Source organism: Nonomuraea sp. H19, assembly GCF_052068215.1.
Classification (GTDB): Bacteria; Actinomycetota; Actinomycetes; order Streptosporangiales; family Streptosporangiaceae; genus Nonomuraea.
Map to the genome: position 1 here is coordinate 61,488 of NZ_JBQHCV010000033.1, position 18,334 is coordinate 79,821.

The window sequence follows — 18,334 nt, forward strand, 5'->3', positions numbered from 1 at the left end:
GAGCGTGCCAGTTTAGTGTGGGGAATGGCTCCCCCGGGGTTGGCGGATCCGCTTGAAAACGCTGTCGAAAACGTGTTCCACTGGTCGGTGTGGGTTGGGACGCGCTTCCGCTGGTTGACGCCGCCGACGATCGCCCGCTGATCGAGCGGCGCGCGGTCGTGCGTGACGGTTTCTACGAGACGCAGGCCCGCACCATGATCGAGCGGGTGCCGCAGGCCGCGGGCATCGCCCAGCGGTGGGCCGTCTCCCCCTATCGCGGCTGCGCCCATGCCTGCCGCGGCTGCGGCGCCCGCGCGGGTCATCGCCGGCTGGGTTTGGACGCCGGTCGTGATTTCGACACCCGCATCGTGGTCAAGCCGAACGCGGTGGCCAGGTTGCGGGCCGATCTGGCGCGCTGGGACGGCCAGGAGCTGGCGGTGGGCGTCACCGGCGACTGCTATCAGGCGGCGGAGGAGACCTACCGGCTGATGCCGGGGGTGATCGGGGCGCTGGCGGAGGCGGGGGTGCCGTTCACCGTCTACACCAAGGGTGCGCTGGTGTTGCGTGACGCCGAGCTGCTGGCGCGGGCGGGGGCGCAGGTGGCGGTGTCGATCGCGTTCGTCGACGAGCGGATCCGGCGGGCGGTCGAGCCGGGCGCGCCGACGGCGCAGGTGCGGCTGGAGCTGGTCTCGGCGCTGGTGGAGGCGGGGGTGGACTGCCGGGTGCTGATGGCGCCGGTGCTGCCGCTGCTGAGTGACGCCGCCGATCAGCTGTCGGCCACGGTGCGGCGCATCGCGGGTGCGGGGGCGCGGGCGGTGGAGCCGGTGGTGCTGCGGCTGCCGCCGGGCACGCGCGCGTGGTATCTGGAGTGGCTGCAGGAGGCGCATCCGCAGCTGGTGGCGCGGTATGAGGAGCTGTATGACCGGTCGGGGCTGCCTTCCCCCGGTTATGAGGAGCGCATCACCGGGCAGATCGCCCAGTTGTGCCAGATGTACGGGATGCGCTGCGGGCCGGGTGTGCCGCGGCCGCGCGAGCCGCGGGTGGCGCAGCTGGCGCTGGTGTGACGCCGGTGTGGTGAGGCCGAGCCGCCCGGGTGCTCCTGATGTCAGGTGGGGGCGGGGGTGGAGCGGCCGGCGAGGTGGTCCAGGGAGATGCCGAGCACGTCGGCGAGTGCGGCGATGGTGAAGAAGGCGGGTGTGGCGATCCGGCCCGTCTCGATCTTGCGGAGGGTTTCGGCGGACATGCCGGCCGCGGCGGCGACCTCGACGATGCTGCGCTCGCCCCGGGCCTGGCGCAGGACGAAGCCGAGCTGCTCGCCGCGGAGCCGCTCTTCGGGGGTCAGCGGAGGTCGTACCATGGCATCCAGTCTATACCCTGGCATAGAAATACCGGTATATTTATCGTCTCCGGCGTGATGCCCTGCCGCCGCGCACAGACCGATCCCCAGCGGGCCACTCCCCTGTCCGGCTCGACCGGATTCGTCCTTCTCCGGCATGAGGAGGATGTGACCGCGGCTACCTACGTACCCACTAGGTATCGAAAAGGGGAATTGTCCCGTCCTTCTCTCGCGGGTTAGCCACGCATGCTGAAGACATGCTCACACCGACGGGGGAAAGGATCGATGTGCGAGCCATGTGTCATACCGAATATCTCCAAGGCGGCGACCTCATGCTAGGTGACGTCCCACAACGGCCCGCCACCGGCCTCGCCTCCTGGAACGGGCTCCTGGCCACGGCCCACGACCTCGCGGTCCGCGCCGGATGGACCGGACAGGACCACACCGCCTCCTGGACGCTGTCGGCACGCCCCTCGGCGGTGCCCAGCGCACAGCGCATGACCGCCACCCAGCTGGCCGCCTGGCAGCTGGGCGAGCACGCCGGCGCCGCCCAACGGCTCGTCGGCGAGTTCGTCACCGACGCCCTCGACAACGGCGCAGACAAGATCAGGCTCACCGTCTCCGCCGAGGACGGGCTGCTGCGCTTCGAGATCGCCGACGCCGCACACCCGGCCCGGCCCCCGCACCACCCGGCGCTGGAGCGGCTGGCCTGCTGCTGGGGCGTCGCCGGCACGACCGTCTGGTTCGAACTCCGCAGCTGACCGCCACCCAGCAGAAAGGACCGACGCCTGTGCGCAGGATCAGGATCCGCACACCCAGGACCAAGCCCCGCCACGACCACGGCACAGACCTGCGGACCCCCTCAGGACGCCAGCTGCCGTACTGACGGCACCCCCCGCCCCCCGAGGACCCCCGAGGACCCCCGAGGCCGGCTACGACCGCGAAGGCCCCTCGGCCCTGACCCGCTCGCCGACCCACACGGCGATCTGCGCGCGCGAGCCGAAACCGAGCTTGGTCAAAATATGCTCGATGTGGCCTTCCGCCGTGCGCTGAGCGATCACCAGCGCCGCCGCGATCTCCTTGTTCGTCAGCCCCTGCGCGACAAGCTGGGCGATCTCCGTCTCGCGGCGCGTGAGCGGCGCCATCTCCCCCTTGACGCCTTCGCCGGGCATGTCGTCCTCGCCGGGCCGGTCGTCCTGGTGCAGCGCGTACGCCAGCGCCTCCTCATACGGCAGCCGGGCGCCCCGCGCCACCGCCGCGGCGAACGCCGACTCCCCCAGCGCCCGGCGAGTGGCCGCCTCGCACTCGTCGTGATAGTGGGCCAGATGCCCGTACCCGGACAGCGGCGCCCCGATCGAGTCCCACACCGTCTGCAGGACACCCAGCAGCCGCGCGGCCCGCTGGTGCAGGCCCTGGGTGGCGGCGGCCCAGGCCAGCACCTCGATGTTGACCCCGGCGCCCAGCATGTCACCCATCGAGCGGTTGGACAGCAGACTCTGCTTCTCCAGCTCCGTCGCCCGCTGCGGGTCCCCCTGCCGCCACACCTCCACGCCCAGGGCCATCATCGTGTACGCCTTGTGCCAGCCCTCCCCGTGCGCGTCGCACACGGCCAGGCACTCCTCGCCCGCCGCGATGGCCGCCGCCGAATCGCCCGCGAACGAGCGCGCCAGCGACAGCCGGATGAGCGACAGGGCCAGGCCCGCCGCGTCCCCGGTGCGGCGGTGCCCGGCCAGCGCCTGCTCGTAGCAGGCGATCGCGTCTTCGGTACGCCCTTCGCACATGGCGACCATGCCGGAGAACAACGCCACATAGGCCAGGATGGACTCATCGCCCAGGCGTTCGCCGATGCGGCGGCTTTCCTCCAGCATCGTGGCGGCGGCGCCGATGTCGGCCTGGATGACGGCCAGCCAGCCGCCGGCCCACAGCGCGCGGCCGCGTACCTCGTCCGGTTCGGTGACGGCGGCCAGTCCCCGCTCCAGCCAGGCCCGTCCCTCACCTAGGTAATAACTGGTGATCCAGTGATAGAGCAGATCCGTGGCCATGCTCAGGCCGGCCCTGCTGTCCGCCGGTGCGGTGAAGCAGTTGTCCAGGGCGGCGCGCAGGTTGGCGCCCTCCGCCTGCAGCCGGCCGAACCAGGCCACCTGAGCAGGCCCGAACAGCTCCGCCCGAGCCCGAGCCGCCAGATCGCGGTAATAAGCACGGTGTGCCCGCCGCAGCGGCGCCTCCTGGCCGCAGGCGGACAGCCGCTCGCGACCGTAGTGGCGCAGGGTGTCCAGCATCCGGTAGCGGACGCCGTCCTGGTGGTCTTCTCGAATCAGCACGGACTTGTCGACCAGGCCGATCACCAGGTCGACGACTTCCTCCGCTTCGATGCCGTCCCCGGAGCAGACCGTCTCGGCCCCCTCCAGGTCCAGGCTGTCGGCGAACACCGAGGCGCGATGCCACAGCAGCCGTTCCTTCTCCGAACATAGGGCGTAACTCCAGTCGATGAGTGCGCGTAGGGTCTGATGGCGGGGCAGCACCGTGCGCGGCCCCGAGGTGAGCAGGCGAAAGCGGTCGTCGAGGCGGTCCAGCACCTGCTGAGCCGACAGGGCGCGCAGCCGCACGGCGGCCAGTTCGATGCCCAGCGGCAGGCCGTCGAGGCAGCGGACGATGGCGGTGACGACATCGCGGTTGTCCTCGGTGACGGTGAAGGACGGCAGCACCGCCCGGGCGCGTTCGGTGAACAGCCGCACAGCGTCCCACTGCGTCAGCGTCTCCGGTGAGGGGGCCGGCCCGTCGCCGGAGGGCAGCGGCAGCGTCGGCACCGGCACCGCATGCTCGCTGGCGATGCCCAGCACGTGCCGGCTGGTGGCCAGGATGCGCAGCTCGGGTGCCGCGCGCAGCAGCGTCTCGGCCAGCACGGCGCATTCGGCGACCAGGTGCTCGCAGTTGTCCAGAATGATCAGCGCTTGTTTGTCGCGCAGGTGGTCGGCCAGCACCCGCAGCGGCGGCGCGGTGCTGTGGTCGCGGATCTGCAGAGCTTCGGCCACCACCCGGGCCAGCATGTCCGGCTGCTCCAGCGCGGCCAGCTCGACCAGCCACACGCCGTCGCGGAAAGCGCGCCGTACCTCGTGGCCGACTCGCAAGGCCAGGCGGGTCTTGCCCACTCCTCCCATGCCCGTCAGCGTGACCGCTCTGGAGATGGACAGCAACTGCCTGACCTCGGCGATCTCCTGCCGACGTCCCACGAAACTCGTCACCTCGGCCGGGAGGATGCCGATGTGGTGCCCCCTGGAGGTGCTGGTCGTCACCGCTGTCATGGCGCCTCGCGCGACGTGGCCGGCGGGTCACCATGAGCCGCGACCCCGTCACTAACCAGGTTATGTCTCGCCCGTTATCTGAGGAGGTCACGGTCAAAAAGCCACAACAAGTTTTTCCTTTGGCTTGGCGTTGCGGCGTCCCGGGCTTGACGGGCAGGTGTTCCATGGCGGGGGCGCAGGCTCTAGGCGGCGTCGGCGCCGAGCGTGGCCGGCGTCATCTCGAGCCGGGCGGCGCCGCGCGCGTGCCCGGCCGCGCGGGTGGCTGTGCGGGTGGCTGTGCGGGCGGCCGGCGCGGCCTGGGGCGTGGGCGTCGGCGACGCCCCAGGGGTGTTCATGCGGCGTGGGCCATGGCGAGGGGGGCGATGCTGCGCCCGTCCGGGAGCAGTTCGCCGGCGTCGTCGAAGCAGACCACCCCGTTGCACAGCAGCCCCCACCCTTGCTCGGGGTGGAAGGCCACGAGTCGCGCGGCTTCGCGGCCGGCGGCGTCGGCGGACGGGCATGAAGGCTGATGCTGGCACATGACTGAAATCCTCGCTCCTGCGCTGGTCAGCGCATATCGCTCAGACCTTCAGCATCCCGCCGCAGCCCACTCAAGAAAGAGGTGACAAATGCCCATACAGGTACCTATTCGGACTACCTACGTAGAACAACGGGCCGCCACCCCGGCACCCGGGAAGACGGCCCGCCACCACGTCAACTCACCTCCACCTCACCCGGCCCGCACCGGCTGACGCAGCACCGTACGCGGCGCCGGATCATCCAGCGGCGTCAGATACACCTCATGATGCAGGCCGTTGACCACCAGCCCCCGCTCGGCCATGAACTCCTCCATCACCTTCAACGACACATGCTCCTCACTGAAGGGCCCCTCATGAACCAGCTCCACACACTCCCCCTCCGCGAACGTCGCCACCAGCACCCGATCCACCGCCGCCCCCGACGCCCGCACCGCCTCCCGCGCACGCTCCAGCGCCCCCGGCTCCGGCGCCACCGCCAGCGGCAGCAGCAGATGCCAGCGCCACAACTCCCGCGGCACCTCCAAACCCGGCCGCTCGTCCTCCACGTACCACATCCCCTCCATCGGCCCCCCAGGACCACCCATCGCCGAAGCGACGGTGTAGAGCGCGCGAATCGCCGCCACGTGCTCGGCGCCGCCCGGCTCCCCCACCCCCGAGACGCTCAGACAGGTCACCGGACCGTGGACGGTCAGCACAGGAATCATGAGTCCTCCTCCAGACAGATCATCAGATGAGTCACCAGCCGATCCGGCGCCGTAACCGCCGGATCCGACACATACACCTCGCGCAGCGGCCCCCGCATCGGATGACGCCGCTCCGCACACCACGCCAGCACCGCATGCGCCGTCAAAGAGATCTGGTCGTACGGGCCCACATGCGTGGCACACGCGAACACCCCGCCCGGCAGCACGCACACCTCCGCACCCCCGCCCGACCCCTCCTCCTCCAGCGCCACGGCGGCCGACACCTCCACCACCTCGCCGAGATCGACCGGGAACAACCCGACCAGCCGAACCGGCGAGGCAGCCCCCCGCGCGCACCCCAGCAACCGCGCCATCGCCGCCGACGTGGCCCGCCCGATGTCCTCAGGCCCCGCCGCCCGCTCCCGCACCACCGCAACCCGGCACGACGGCTCGTGCACCAGGCGAACCTGCGCCGCCGGCAGCCCCTCCGCCACCAGCCGCTCCAGCACGGAAAGCGTGCGCCGCCGCCGCGCAAGCTCCGCCTCCAGGGAGTCCCGCACGCCCTCCAGCGCGCCCGGCGACCCCGACAGCACCTCCCCCACCACCGGCAACGGCACATCCAGCGACCGCAGCAAACCGATCGACAACGCCGCCCGCGCCTGCGAAGCCCGGTAATAGCGGTAACCGGTCTCACCGTCCACGTACGCCGGCCGCAACAACCCCAGCTCGCCGTAGTGCCGCAACTGCTTCACACTCAACCGCGCAAGCCGGGCGAACTGCCCGATCGGCAGAAGATCCTCTTCCACGTCCCCAAGCATGGCCCCTCCCCCTATGGGAGAGTCCAGCCTCCCTTGACCCTCACGCCACGTCAGCCCTCATCGTGGAAGCATGAGCTTCTCTGTAGGACAGGTCGCCAGGCTCGCCGGCATCACCGTACGCACCCTGCACCACTACGACGAGATCGGCCTGCTCACCCCAGGCCAGCGCACCAACGCCGGCTACCGCCGCTACACCGACGCCGACCTCGTCCGCCTGCAGCAGATCCTCCTCTACCGCGAGCTCGGCTTCCCCCTCGAAGAGATCGCCGTCATCCTCGACGAACCCCACACCGACGAGCTCACCCACCTGCGCCGCCAGCACGAACTCCTCACCCGCCGCGCCCAGCACCTCCACAACGTCATCGCCGCCGTCGAACGCGCCATGCAGGCCCACACCATGAACATCACCCTCACCCCCGCCGAACGCTTCGAAATCTTCGGCGACTTCCGCCCCGAAGACCACGAACCCGAAGTCGAACGCCGCTGGGGACACACTCACCACTACGCCGAAAGCCGCCGCCGCGTCGCCTCCTACACCAAAGCCGACTGGCTCGAGCTCAAAGCCGAAGCGGCCGCCATCAACGACGACCTCGTCGCCGCCTGCAAAGCCGGCCTGCCCGCCGACGGCCCGCACGCCATGGACCTGGCCGAACGCCACCGCGGCCACATCGTCCGCTGGTTCTACGACTGCGACCACGACATCCACCGCTGCCTGGGCGACCTGTACGTCGACGACCCCCGCTTCACCGCCACCTTCGACGCCATCGCCCCCGGCCTGGCCGGCTACCTGCGCCAGGCCATCCACGCCAACGCCCGCCGCGCCGGCACCTGATACATTCCCTTGCAGGCATATAGCCATACCGGTATATTCGCCGGTATGCGCTTCGACGTGCTAGCAGAACCCGCCCGACGCCAAATCCTCGACCTCCTCCTCCAACGCCCCCACCTCGTCGGCGAACTCACCCACCACCTCGGCCTCACCCAACCCGGCACCTCCAAACACCTGCGCGCCCTGCGCGAAGCCGGCCTCGTCACCGTCCGCAAAGACGCCCAGCGCCGCTGGTACGAACTCCGCCCCGCCCCCCTCGCCGAAATCGACGCCTGGCTCACCCCCTACCGCAAACTCTGGAACCACACCCTCGACCGCCTCGAAACCCACCTCGACACCATGGACGACCAACCATGAACGAAACCCTCACCCTCCACCCCGACGGCCGCACCACCGTACGCATGCAACGCCGCCTCTCCCACCCCCCGCAAAAAGTCTGGCGCGCCATCACCCAGCCCGAACACCTCGCCGCCTGGTTCCCCGCCCCCGTCACCATCGACGGCGACCACATCACCTACGGCTTCGGCCCCGACGGCCGCATCACCAGCAACGACCCACCCCACGTCTTCGCCCACACCTGGGGCGAAGACCACCTCCGCTGGGAACTCCAGCCCGACGGCCCCGCAGGCACCCTGCTCACCTTCACCCACACCTTCACCGACCGCCACGGCGCCGCCAGCTTCACCGCCGGCTGGCACACCTGCATCATGGCCATGCTCGCCCACCTCGACCAGCGCCCCTTCCACCCCGACCCCGCCGCGATGGCCCGCCTGCACGAGGACTACATCCACATCCTCGGCCTCGACCCCGCCACCGGCGACGACACCACCATCCGCCTCGAACGCCAGCTCACCCGCCCCGCCGACGACGTCTGGCAGCACCTGGACGGCGACCACGCCACCATCGGACAGCCCCCGCCCGCCCCCTTCACCACACCCGCCGTCCAGCCCGGGCCCGTCACCCGCGCCGAGACCGGCAAGCTCCTCGAATACGACACCCCGCACGGCACCGTCCGCTGGGAACTGGCCGACGGCACCGGCCACGGCGCGCGCCTCATCCTCACCCACACCGGCGACACCACCGCCCTGCCCGCCTGGCGCATCCGCGTCGAGGCCCTGGCCGCTGCGCTTGCCGAGGGGTTTTCGGAGTGATGAATTCTGCAATTCAACAACCCATGTGCTTTACATTGTAGATTTCTAAGCTCCGAGACCGAGAGCGGCCGCCGTCACCGCCCGCGCCCGCCCGGCATCCGTCAGCAGATCCGTCGAATCCGACAGCTGATCCACACACCCCACCACCGGCAACCCCCTGATCACCGGATCCGACACCGACGCCATCAGCGCCCAGGCGAACCGGTCCCCGCCGATCACCTGGAACGGCCGGTCGTGAAACGCCCGCACCCCCTCATCCAGCCGCTCAGCCAGCGCCATCCGGTTCTGCAGCGCCGCCACCCGCCCGTACGCCGCCGCGAGCCTGCCCTGCCGCTCCTGCCACGACCGCGCCGCCAGCGCCGCCCCCAGGCACTCCCCCAGCTCCGTCGAGCCCGGCAGCCGCGCCAGCGCGCTGCCGAGCCATTTGGCGTACGGCGGATAGCGGCGCCGCAGCAGCAACGCCAGCCGCATCACCTCCCGAGCCAGCCGCGCCCCCACCACGGCCGAGCCCAGCTCGTCGCCCACCTCGCCGCACCGGCCCGGGAACGGCTCCTCCTGCGCGATCCGCCGCCACTGACAGGCCAGCACATACCGCCACACGTCCTGCGGATACCAGCGCAACGCCGCCCTGGCCGCCTCCAGCCCGTCCACGCCGAGCCCGTCATGGAAGACCTCCCCGCGCGTGACCTCGGCCAGGCGCTGCCACGGCACCGACAGCCAGTCCAGCAGCGACACCCCCGCCCGCGGATCGAACCCGAGCTGTCCGCTCAGCCACGTCCCCAGCTCCGTCACCGTCACCCCCGGACGCACCTCACCGTGGTAGCCGAACACCGTCGGCAACCCGCGAAAGCGCTCCGGCAGCCCGGCCGCCACCTTCGCCTCCACCTCGGCCACCGCCTCGGCCGCCACGAACAGCAGCACCCGCGGCCCCCAGTCATGGTCGGCCGAACGCTCCGTGTCGAACTCCAGCACCTCCGACCCGGGCCCGATCAACGCCGCACTGTGCGCAACCTGCGGCACCAGCGGCGCCACCACCTCGCCATAGAACGCTCGTGACAACTCGATACCAGGCACAAAATTGGACATCACGCCGTCAACTCTGCACCAGCGCCGACCGAACCTCACCCGAATTTCCACCGGGTGCGCACTAGGCGCAGACGCGCGAGGCCATCACCGGCCGACGCCGGTAGCCGATCCGCTCGTACACCGTGATCGCCGCGGCGTTGTCGTCGTCCACCATCAGCGCCGCCCGCCCATAGGCCCGCAACAGCTCCCGCGACACCCACCGGCACACCCGCTCGGCCAGCCCCCGCCCGCGTAACTGCGCCCGGGTGGCCACCCCCGCCAGCAGCCCCACCGTCGGCGCCGGCCACGCATCCGCCGCCACCGCCGCCAGCTGCCCGCCGACGCGCACGCCCGCCCAGCGGCGCACCCCCGCCACCCCGGGCACCGCGTACGACTCCGGCGCATCGGCCGCCAGCAGCGCCGCCACCTCCGCCTCGGCGCCGCCGGCCAGCCAGGCCACTCCGTCGCCGCCCGGCACGGCCTCCTCCAGGCTCATCCAGGTGAACTCCCCGCCCGCCTCGAGCCCGTCCACCTCGCCGGTGACGTACCGGAGCAGGTCGCGATCGCCGAACGGCCGAAAGGAGGTCCCCAGCTCGCCCAGCGCGTGCCGTACCAGCCGCACCGCACACGCCCGGCCGCCCCACACCGCCAGCCGGTCGCGCCGCGACACCTGCGGGCACGCCGCCACCACCGCATCGCCCAGCGCCCAGGCGCGGGCGCCGCCGCGCAGCCCCTGCGCCACCCACATCACCAGGTCGTCGTCCGCGCAGGCCACCCGCACCTGCGCCGCCGACCGCAGCTCGCGCAGCCCGGTGATCACAAGATGGCGCCAGGGCGGTACGCCGCCGCCTCCGGATGAGCCGCCACGATCTCGCCCACCTGCTGCGAGAGTGCCTCCACCTGATCGGCCGCCGCCCCGGTGAACGACACCCGATCCGCCAGCAGCTCCTCCAGCCGCGCGCGGTCCAGCGGGAAGCGCTCATCGGCGCCCAGCAGGTCGAGCAGCTCGTTGGCGGCCCCGCGCGAGCGCATCGCCAGCGCCGCCGCCACCGCATGCTCCTTGATCAGCTCATGCGCCTGCTCCCGGCCCATCCCGGCCCGCACCGCCGCCATCAGCATCTTCGTCGTGCCCAGGAACGGCAGATAGCGGCCCAGCTCGGCGGCGATCACCGCCGGATAGGCGCCGAACTCGTCCAGCACCGTCAGCATCGTCTCCACCAGGCCGTCGAAGGCGAAGAACGCATCCGGCAACGCCACCCGCCGCACCACCGAGCACGACACGTCGCCCTCGTTCCACTGATCCCCGGCCAGCTCGCCCACCATCGAGGCATAGCCGCGCAGCACCACGGCCAGGCCGTTGACCCGCTCGCACGAACGCGTGTTCATCTTGTGCGGCATCGCCGACGAGCCGACCTGCCCCTCGGCGAACCCCTCGGTGACCAGCTCGTGCCCGGCCATCAACCGGATCGTCTTGGCCAGCGACGACGGCGCCGCCGCCAGCTGCACCAGCGCGGTGACCACCTCGAAGTCCAGCGAGCGCGGATAGACCTGCCCCACACTGGTGAAACGGCGCGCGAACCCCAGATGAGCGGCCACCCGGCCCTCCAGTTCGGCCAGCTTGCCCCGATCGCCGCCCAGCAGGTCGAGCATGTCCTGAGCGGTGCCGACCGGGCCCTTGATGCCGCGCAGCGGGTAGCGGCCGATCAGCTCCTCCAGCCTGCGGTAGGCCACCAGCAGCTCATCGGCGGCCGAGGCGAACCGCTTGCCCAGCGTGGTCGCCTGCGCCGCCACATTGTGCGAACGGCCCGCCATCACCGTCGCCTCGTGCTCCTCGGCCAGCGTCGCCAGCCGCGCCAGCAACGCCACCACCCGATCGCGCACCAGCAGCAGGCTGTCGCGAATCTGCAACTGCTCGACGTTCTCCGTCAGATCGCGCGAGGTCATGCCCTTGTGCACCTGCTCGTGCCCGGCCAGCGCGTTGAACTCCTCGATCCGCGCCTTCACATCGTGCCGGGTGACCCGCTCACGCGCCGCGATCGACTCCAGATCGACCCGCTCGACGACCTTGTCGTAGTCCTCGACCGCCCCCGCGGGCACCGCAATCCGCAGCTCGGCCTGCGCCCGCAGCACCGCCAGCCACAACCGCCGCTCAGCGACGATCTTGTACTCGGGCGACCACAGGCGGGCCAGCTCCGGCGAGGCATAACGGGCGGCCAGGACATCAGGGATACGCGGCTTGGAAGTCACGTTCGACAAGTGTATTCACCCGCCCGCCGCCACACGGCACCAGGCCACACCGGCGCGCTCACCCCTGATCCGTGACGCACAAGGACCCTTGGATCGCCCAGGGCGAGGTAACGGCCGTCCGGTCAGCTGCCCGGCGGGATGCAGTAGCCCCCGCCGGGCGGCCAACACCTCGACGAAGTCACGCCGGATGGCCGGCGAGATCTTCCCTTCCAGCATCATCGGCACTGTGATCGAGCCGATCGCGGGACTCGGGGACCTGCGGTCCCCGATCGCGCTTCCTCGTCACCGCGACGTAGAGGGTGGGCACCAGCACCAGCGTCAGCAGCGTCGAAGAGATCAACCCGCCGATCACCACGATCGCCAGCGGCTGCGAGATGAACCCGCCCGACCCCGTCACACCCAGCGCCATCGGCGTCAGCGCACAGATCGTGGCCACCGCCGTCATCAGAATCGGCCGCAGCCGGCGCCGGCCACCCTCGATCACCGCCTCGACCACGCCCATGCCCTGCTCGCGATACTGGTTGATCAGGTCGATCAGCACGATCGCATTGGTCACCACGATCCCGATCAGCATCAGCATGCCGATCAGCGCCGGCACGCCCAGCGCCGTGTCCGTGGCCACCAGCAGCCCGACCGCGCCCGTCGCCGCGAACGGGATCGACACCAGCAGGATCAGCGGCTGCACGAAGCTGCGGAACGTCGCCACCATGATCAAGAAAACGATCGCGATCGCCGCCAGCATCGCCAGCCCCAGGTCGGCGAACGCCTCCTCCTGATCGGCCGACGCGCCGCCGATCTCGTACTGGGCTCCCGAAGCCAGCTGCAGCCCGCCCAGCTTCGTCGTCAGCGCCTGCGTCACCGTACCCAGATCACCGGCGTCGGCGACCTTGGCCGAAACCGTCGCCGAGCGCTCACCGTCGATCCTGGTCACCTGCGTCGGCGCGGCCACCTTCTTGACCTCAGCCACCTTCGACAGCTTCACCATCCCGCCCGCCGTGGCCAGCTCCAGGTCCTCGACCGCCTCCACGTCCTGCGGCGCGTCCGCGCCGCGCAGCACCAGGTCGCTGGCCCGGCCGTCCAGGGTGATCTGGCCCAGCGGCGCGCCGCGGAAGGCCTGCGCCACCGCCTGGCCGATCTGCGCCTCCGACAGGCCCCGCTCGGCGGCCTCCTCCCGGTCGACGACGACCTCCACCCGGGGCGCGCTCGCCTCCAGGTTCGAGGCCACATCCCGCAGCCCCGGCACCTCGCCCATCGCCCGGGCGACCGCGCCGGTGGCGCCCTGCAGCGTCTCGATGTCGGGCGCGCGCACGATCACGTCGATCGAGTCGGAGGAGAACCCGCCGCCTCCGCCGCCGCCCACGGTCACCTCGCCGACCCCCGACAGGCCCGCGATCTTATCGCGCAGCTCCTGCTCGACCTTCGCGGTGGCGGCACCCTCCTTGATCGTGACCGAGTACGAGGCCCGGTCCGCGCCGCCGCCACCGCCTTGGAAGCCGTTGCCGCCGCCGCCCACGTTCACCTGGTAGGTCTCCACGCCGTCCAGGCCCGACAGCACACCCTCCACCTGCTTGGCGGCCTTGTCCGTGGTCGCCAGATCGGTGCCGGCCGGCATCCGCTGCGACAGCGAGATCGTGTTCTGCCCCGAGGAGTCCAGGAAGTTGGTCTGCAACCCGCCGACCATCCCCATCGTGCCGACGAACACCGCCACCCCGATGAGCACCGTCACCACCTTGAACCGCGTCGCGAACCGCAGCACCGGCAGATAGGCCCGCTGCAACGGCGAGCGCAACTCCTTGGCCTCGGCCTCCTCCCGCTGCTTGCGCGCCTGCTCCGGCGTCAGCTCCGGTGCCTTCAAGAACCAGTACGCCAGCACCGGAACCACCGTCAGCGACACCACCAGCGACGCCATCAGCGCCACCGCCACCGTGATCGCGAACGGGCCGAACAGCTCGCCCACCATGCCGCCCACCACGGCGATCGGCGCGAACACCGCCACCGTCGTCAGCGTCGAGGCCGTCACCGCCCCCGACACCTCCCGCACCGCCGTCAAGATCGCCTGGAGTTTCGCCGCGCCGTACCCGAGATGCCGCTTGATGTTCTCCAGCACCACGATCGAGTCGTCCACGACCCGGCCCACCGCGATCGTCAGCGCGCCCAGCGTCAGCATGTTCAGCGAATAGTCGCCCGCCCACAACACGATCAGCGCGATCACCACCGACAGCGGGATCGACACCGCCGTCACCACCGTCGAACGCACCGACAACAGGAACACCAGGATGACCAGCACCGCGAACGCCAGCCCCAGCAACCCCTCGGTGGTCAGGCTCTCGATCGACTCCTCCACGTACGGCGCCTGGTCGAACACCACCGACACCGCCGTGTCCGACGAATCACCCAGCGCCCTGGTCAGCTGGGGCAGCTTCGCCCTGATCGCGTGCGAGATCGTCACCGCGTTGCCGTCGGCCGCCATCGTCACCGACACGCCCAGGCTCGACTTGCCGTCGGTGCGGGTGATCGTGGCCGGCTCGGCCAGCCCGCGCGTGATCTTCGCCACGTCGCCCAGCTTGACCGGCTTGAGCGGCTTGGGCTTGACCACCTGCTGCGGCAGCCCGCCCTGGCCCGGCCGGACCTGCGCCGTCGAAGGCGGGACGGCTTGCGGCTGCGGCTGCGTAGGCGTGAGGTAGAGGTCCTTCAGCTTCTCCACCGAGTCGACCCGCGCGCCCACCTGCACCGTCAGCGACTGACCCGCGTCGGTCAGCGTGCCGGCCGGGATCGGCGTGCCGTTCGCCTTGAGCACGTCGGGGATCTGCGACGCCGACACCCCGGCTTCCTTCATCTCCTCGGCGTCCGGCTCGATCGTGACGACCTCGTCGCGGGTGCCGGTGACCGACACCTCGCGTACGCCCTCCACGCCCTGCAGCTCCGGCACCATGATCCGGCGCAGCTTGTCGGCCATCGCCCGCTCGTCGCCGCCGTCGCCCACCGCCAGCACCAGCACCGGAATATCGTCGGTGTTGCCGGCCGCCACCTGCGGATCGACACCGGCCGGCAGCGTCACCCGGTCGATGGCCTGCTGCATCTTGTTCAGCGACGACTCGACGTCGGTGCCGTACTCGAAGGCCACCTGGATCTGCGCCAGGCCCTCCTTCGACGTCGAGGTCGTCTGTTCCAGGCCGGCCAGCCCCTGAAAGGAGTCCTCGATCGGCTTGGTGACCTGGTCCTCGACGATCTCGGGCGAGGCACCGGGATAGGAGGCGACCACGAATGCGCCGGGAAAGGCCAGCGAGGGCAGCAACTGCTGTTTCAGCTGCGGAATCGTGAACACGCCGAACGCGCTCAGCACGACCGTGACCAAGATCACAAGGCTGCGGTTGACCAGGCTCAACCTGGCTAAAGCGGTCATGGGCTCCCCTCCAAAGAGTTCGCCCCAGACTAACACTTCGCCTCATACGAATATTTAGACCGTGCAGGCTTTCCTGATAGCCTTCTCAGGAAACGAGAGGTGAGTGTGAACGACGAACGCGAGGACCTGATCCAACGGATCACCGAAACCCAGCGCGGCCTGGGACGGCACTTCAGCCTCCAGCACTCCCCCCTCTTCGCCTCCAACCTCACCATGCGCCAGCTCAAGGTCCTCATGCTCCTGGCCGGAGGCGGCTCCGCCTCCGGCCAGGACCTGGCCCACCACCTCGGCGTCGGCCTCGGCACCGTCACCGGCATCGTCGACCGCCTCGTCGCCCAGGACCTCGTCAGCCGGCACGAGGACCCCCACGACCGGCGCGTGCGCCGCATCGAGCTCACCCCCGCCGGCGCCGCCCTCATGGAAGAGATCCACTACGCCGGCCTGGAGCACCTGCGCCGCATCGTGTCCCACCTCGACACCGAGACCCTGCGCGCCCTCGACCACGTCACCCGCGCCATCCGCGCCGTCGCGGACAAGCTCGACCAGGACTGACCCCGGGCCTCGTTGGAGGTGGTTTTTCGCCTATCGACGAAAAACCACCTCCAGATCCACCGCCTTTACATTGTAGATCTCTAGTTGGGTTCGCCCTCGTAGACCGTGGCCCAGGTGGCGGCCACCTCATGGCCGTCATCGTCTGACGGAGGGCGACGTCGAAGACTGCAACACCGCGGGCGTTCTTGGCGACCCGACCGCTTTGATCTTGGCTACTTGACCTGTCGTTAACGAAGCTGTCACCAGGTACACGCGAGCGCGTTTGCCCTGGCCATTAGGCCCTTTGCGGAGGCTGTGACTTGGATTGCTTGATGACGTGATTTTGGGATCGTTATTTGTCGTGGTCGAACTGAGTGCAGGACGTCGTCGTCGATTGAGTCGGGTCTCGAGTGGGTCAGCTGCCTTGACCGGGTCGCGGCGTGTCGGTTTGGCTCGCGGTGGGGGGTTGCGCCGTGGTGACAGACGACCGGACTCCGGCATGGTTGTCAGATAATCGCCCGTTATCTGACAATCAGGGGTGTCGCTCCTGGGGAAACACTCCGCCCGGCGGCGTCCCTCTCCTGCGTGTTATCTGACAACCGAGGAGTCCGCCGACGACGAGCCCCACGCTCACCGCCGTCACCGCTCCGGCCGGGATGCCGACCGCGGCGGCGCTGGCCGAGTACCTGCGGTGGCTGGCCAGCCACCGCGGCCGCTCCGGCCGTCTCTCCTCATCGGAAACCATGCGCGCCTACACCTGCGCACTGCCGGTCGCCTTTGCCAGGCATCGCGAACGTGAGCCAGCTGGAGGACAGGCCCGGCCGGGACCGGCTGCACCTCAACATCCGCACCGCCTGGGGGCATCGCGCCCCGGCGACGTTCAACGCCAAACGCGCGGCGCGCCAGACGAAGGCGGCGTCGACGCCGCCTCCGGGGGCGGTGAACGGGGTGGCCGACAGCCCCCACCGCTCCCGGACCGCCGACCGCGCCGACAGGGTCCCCCCGGCGAAGCGGGCGTAGGTGTCGTCGAAGAAGAAGTACGTCGCGCCGTCCAGGGCGGTGAAGGCGGCGCGCAGGGTGTCGGGGGCGTCCAGGTCGGCGCCGAGACCCGGCCACAGCCGCGCGATCGGGCGTTCGGCCGACCAGCGGCCGGTCCCGTCGTTGAACGACACGCAGCGCTCGCCGCTCAGCAGCAGCATGGTCTCGCCCTCGAACAGGACGGCGGCGGGGAAGGGGAAGCCGTCGGGCGCGTCGAAGAAGCCGTCGTCGGTGACGGCCGGGTAGCCGTCGTCCGGCGCGTCGTAGCCGTCGCCGGAGTAGACGACGTAGCGGATCGACCCGTCGTCGCCGGGGTGCTCGAACAGGAACGTCCGCTCGCCCTTCACGTAGGCGAGCGCCACGCTAGTCAGGCCCGCCCAGTGCTCCTCGATCGAGCGCGGCACCCCGTCGATCGTCTGGCCGGCGTCGGCGTAGACGACGAACTGGTCGCCGGAGAACAGGTAGGTGCGGCCGTCGAGGCCGACGAACGCCGCGTCGACCGCGTCGTCCTCGTAGATGGTGTTGCGGACCCGGCCCCACTCCTCGGCGAGCGGGTAGGAGCGGTTCAGCTGGGTGTTGAAGCAGCGCTCGCCCCGGAACAGGTAGGTGTTGCCGTCGGCGCCGGACAGGACGGAGTCGAGGTAGGTCCGAAACTCCTCCGGGACCGTCCGCAGGGTGCGCGGGCGGAACGGCGTGGCCGTCACCTCCCTGCCCTCGAACGCCGAACGCTTGTGCCAGTCGCCGTAGTAGCCGCCGGTGATGATCGAGCCGTCCTCGATGAACGCGCACTTCACGTCGCTGAGCGGCACATCGGTGTAGCGGCGCTGGAGCGCGGTGGACACCGCGTGGCAGACGCCGTCGCGGAACAGGTAGGCGGTGCGCCGGTCGGAGTAGGCCGCATCGACGCGGTCCAGGCTCACCTCCAGCGCCGACAGGCCGGGCTCGTCCGCCAGGTCGGCGACCGGTCTGGGGTAGCCGAGTTGCACGGTGGTGAGGTCGTCGCCGTAGCGGACGTACTGGTCGCCGGAGAACAGGTAGGTGTAGGTGCGCGGCACGTCGAGGCCGTCGACGTTCTCGGTGACGTCCAGGACCAGAGCGGCGTCGACCGTGCCGGTGCGTTGCAGGTTGTTGGAGACGTGGCCCCAAAAACCCGCGACGTTGGCCGGGTAACGGTCGTCGAGGCGAGTGTAGTCGGCGGTGGAGTACCGGATGAACTGGCCGCCGGCGAATAAATAGGTGCGGCCGTCCTCGTCGACGAAGGCCGCGTCGACCATGTCGAACGGGATGCTGTCCCAGTACTCGCGCAGGTACATCGGCTGCGACCACCAGCGGCGGCGGGCGTCGGAATGCATGAACCGGCCGCCGGAGAACAGGTAGACGCGACCGTCGGTCCCAGGTGAAGCATGTCTTCGGGCAGGTTCCACCAGTTGTCCG

General features: G+C 70.4%; 17 protein-coding genes. 6 read left to right on the forward strand and 11 right to left on the reverse strand.

Annotated features, from left to right (window positions below; all coding sequences use genetic code 11):
- Nucleotides 1-89 precede the first annotated feature (89 nt).
- Nucleotides 90-1,043 carry a radical SAM protein gene (locus ACTMTI_RS47550; protein ID WP_441127474.1) on the forward strand — a complete coding sequence of 318 codons (954 nt, stop codon included), beginning with the start codon at nucleotides 90-92 and terminating at the stop codon, nucleotides 1,041-1,043.
- A 41-nt stretch (nucleotides 1,044-1,084) separates the two neighbouring features.
- On the opposite strand, the gene ACTMTI_RS47555 is transcribed toward ACTMTI_RS47550, so the two are convergent.
- Nucleotides 1,085-1,336 (reverse strand): helix-turn-helix domain-containing protein, encoded by a 252-nt coding sequence (locus tag ACTMTI_RS47555; RefSeq protein WP_441127475.1) that lies wholly within the window; start codon nucleotides 1,334-1,336, stop codon nucleotides 1,085-1,087.
- Nucleotides 1,337-1,647: 311 nt separating this feature from the next.
- Here ACTMTI_RS47555 and ACTMTI_RS47560 point away from each other — a divergent pair, with 311 nt between their 5' ends.
- Nucleotides 1,648-2,076 carry a hypothetical protein gene (locus tag ACTMTI_RS47560; RefSeq protein ID WP_441127476.1) on the forward strand — a complete coding sequence of 143 codons (429 nt, stop codon included), beginning with the start codon at nucleotides 1,648-1,650 and terminating at the stop codon, nucleotides 2,074-2,076.
- A 171-nt stretch (nucleotides 2,077-2,247) separates the two neighbouring features.
- Here the strand turns inward: ACTMTI_RS47560 and ACTMTI_RS47565 are convergent, their stop codons facing one another.
- The 5 genes from ACTMTI_RS47565 to ACTMTI_RS47585 all read right to left on the reverse strand — a co-directional run bounded on the left by ACTMTI_RS47565 (nucleotide 2,248) and on the right by ACTMTI_RS47585 (nucleotide 6,624).
- Nucleotides 2,248-4,617: an ATP-binding protein gene (locus ACTMTI_RS47565; RefSeq protein ID WP_441127477.1), complete on the reverse strand. Its 2,370-nt coding sequence runs from the start codon at nucleotides 4,615-4,617 to the stop codon at nucleotides 2,248-2,250.
- 182 nt (nucleotides 4,618-4,799) lie between these two features.
- Complete coding sequence (locus tag ACTMTI_RS47570) at nucleotides 4,800-4,952, reverse strand: hypothetical protein (RefSeq protein ID WP_441127478.1); 153 nt, start codon at nucleotides 4,950-4,952, stop codon at nucleotides 4,800-4,802.
- Entirely contained in the window at nucleotides 4,949-5,137 is a 189-nt protein-coding gene (locus ACTMTI_RS47575) for a DUF5999 family protein (RefSeq protein WP_441127479.1), read from the reverse strand. Before ACTMTI_RS47575 ends, ACTMTI_RS47570 begins: the two co-directional genes overlap by 4 nt.
- A 189-nt stretch (nucleotides 5,138-5,326) precedes the next feature.
- Nucleotides 5,327-5,839, reverse strand: coding sequence for a hypothetical protein (locus ACTMTI_RS47580; protein ID WP_441127480.1), 513 nt, complete (start codon nucleotides 5,837-5,839; stop codon nucleotides 5,327-5,329).
- A complete protein-coding gene (locus ACTMTI_RS47585) occupies nucleotides 5,836-6,624 on the reverse strand; it encodes a MerR family transcriptional regulator (protein ID WP_441127481.1) in 789 nt (262 codons plus the stop codon). The genes ACTMTI_RS47580 and ACTMTI_RS47585 overlap by 4 nt, the downstream gene beginning before the upstream one ends.
- Nucleotides 6,625-6,706: 82 nt before the next feature.
- On the opposite strand from ACTMTI_RS47585, the gene ACTMTI_RS47590 reads away from it, so the two are divergent.
- The 3 genes from ACTMTI_RS47590 to ACTMTI_RS47600 are packed head-to-tail and all read left to right on the forward strand — an operon-like array spanning nucleotide 6,707 to nucleotide 8,616.
- Nucleotides 6,707-7,468, forward strand: coding sequence for a MerR family transcriptional regulator (locus tag ACTMTI_RS47590; protein ID WP_441127482.1), 762 nt, complete (start codon nucleotides 6,707-6,709; stop codon nucleotides 7,466-7,468).
- 45 nt (nucleotides 7,469-7,513) lie between these two features.
- Nucleotides 7,514-7,822, forward strand: a complete 309-nt coding sequence (locus ACTMTI_RS47595) for an ArsR/SmtB family transcription factor (protein WP_441127483.1) — start codon at nucleotides 7,514-7,516, stop codon at nucleotides 7,820-7,822.
- The gene (locus ACTMTI_RS47600) at nucleotides 7,819-8,616 is read left to right on the forward strand and encodes an SRPBCC domain-containing protein (protein WP_441127484.1); all 798 of its coding nucleotides are present in this window, start codon (nucleotides 7,819-7,821) and stop codon (nucleotides 8,614-8,616) included. Before ACTMTI_RS47595 ends, ACTMTI_RS47600 begins: the two co-directional genes overlap by 4 nt.
- A gap of 45 nt (nucleotides 8,617-8,661) precedes the next feature.
- Here ACTMTI_RS47600 and ACTMTI_RS47605 read toward each other — a convergent pair whose 3' ends face one another.
- The 4 genes from ACTMTI_RS47605 to ACTMTI_RS47620 all read right to left on the reverse strand — a co-directional run bounded on the left by ACTMTI_RS47605 (nucleotide 8,662) and on the right by ACTMTI_RS47620 (nucleotide 15,331).
- The gene (locus ACTMTI_RS47605) at nucleotides 8,662-9,702 is read right to left on the reverse strand and encodes a DUF4037 domain-containing protein (RefSeq protein ID WP_441127513.1); all 1,041 of its coding nucleotides are present in this window, start codon (nucleotides 9,700-9,702) and stop codon (nucleotides 8,662-8,664) included.
- A gap of 61 nt (nucleotides 9,703-9,763) precedes the next feature.
- Nucleotides 9,764-10,501: a GNAT family N-acetyltransferase gene (locus ACTMTI_RS47610; protein ID WP_441127485.1), complete on the reverse strand. Its 738-nt coding sequence runs from the start codon at nucleotides 10,499-10,501 to the stop codon at nucleotides 9,764-9,766.
- Nucleotides 10,498-11,928: an adenylosuccinate lyase gene (gene purB, locus ACTMTI_RS47615; RefSeq protein WP_441127486.1), complete on the reverse strand. Its 1,431-nt coding sequence runs from the start codon at nucleotides 11,926-11,928 to the stop codon at nucleotides 10,498-10,500. The genes ACTMTI_RS47610 and purB overlap by 4 nt, the downstream gene beginning before the upstream one ends.
- A gap of 178 nt (nucleotides 11,929-12,106) precedes the next feature.
- The gene (locus tag ACTMTI_RS47620) at nucleotides 12,107-15,331 is read right to left on the reverse strand and encodes an efflux RND transporter permease subunit (RefSeq protein ID WP_441127487.1); all 3,225 of its coding nucleotides are present in this window, start codon (nucleotides 15,329-15,331) and stop codon (nucleotides 12,107-12,109) included.
- A 99-nt stretch (nucleotides 15,332-15,430) separates the two neighbouring features.
- Here ACTMTI_RS47620 and ACTMTI_RS47625 point away from each other — a divergent pair, with 99 nt between their 5' ends.
- Entirely contained in the window at nucleotides 15,431-15,883 is a 453-nt protein-coding gene (locus ACTMTI_RS47625; RefSeq protein ID WP_441127488.1) for a MarR family winged helix-turn-helix transcriptional regulator, read from the forward strand.
- A 710-nt stretch (nucleotides 15,884-16,593) separates the two neighbouring features.
- On the opposite strand, the gene ACTMTI_RS47630 is transcribed toward ACTMTI_RS47625, so the two are convergent.
- Nucleotides 16,594-18,252 carry a hemopexin repeat-containing protein gene (locus ACTMTI_RS47630; RefSeq protein ID WP_441127489.1) on the reverse strand — a complete coding sequence of 553 codons (1,659 nt, stop codon included), beginning with the start codon at nucleotides 18,250-18,252 and terminating at the stop codon, nucleotides 16,594-16,596.
- Nucleotides 18,253-18,334 lie beyond the last annotated feature (82 nt).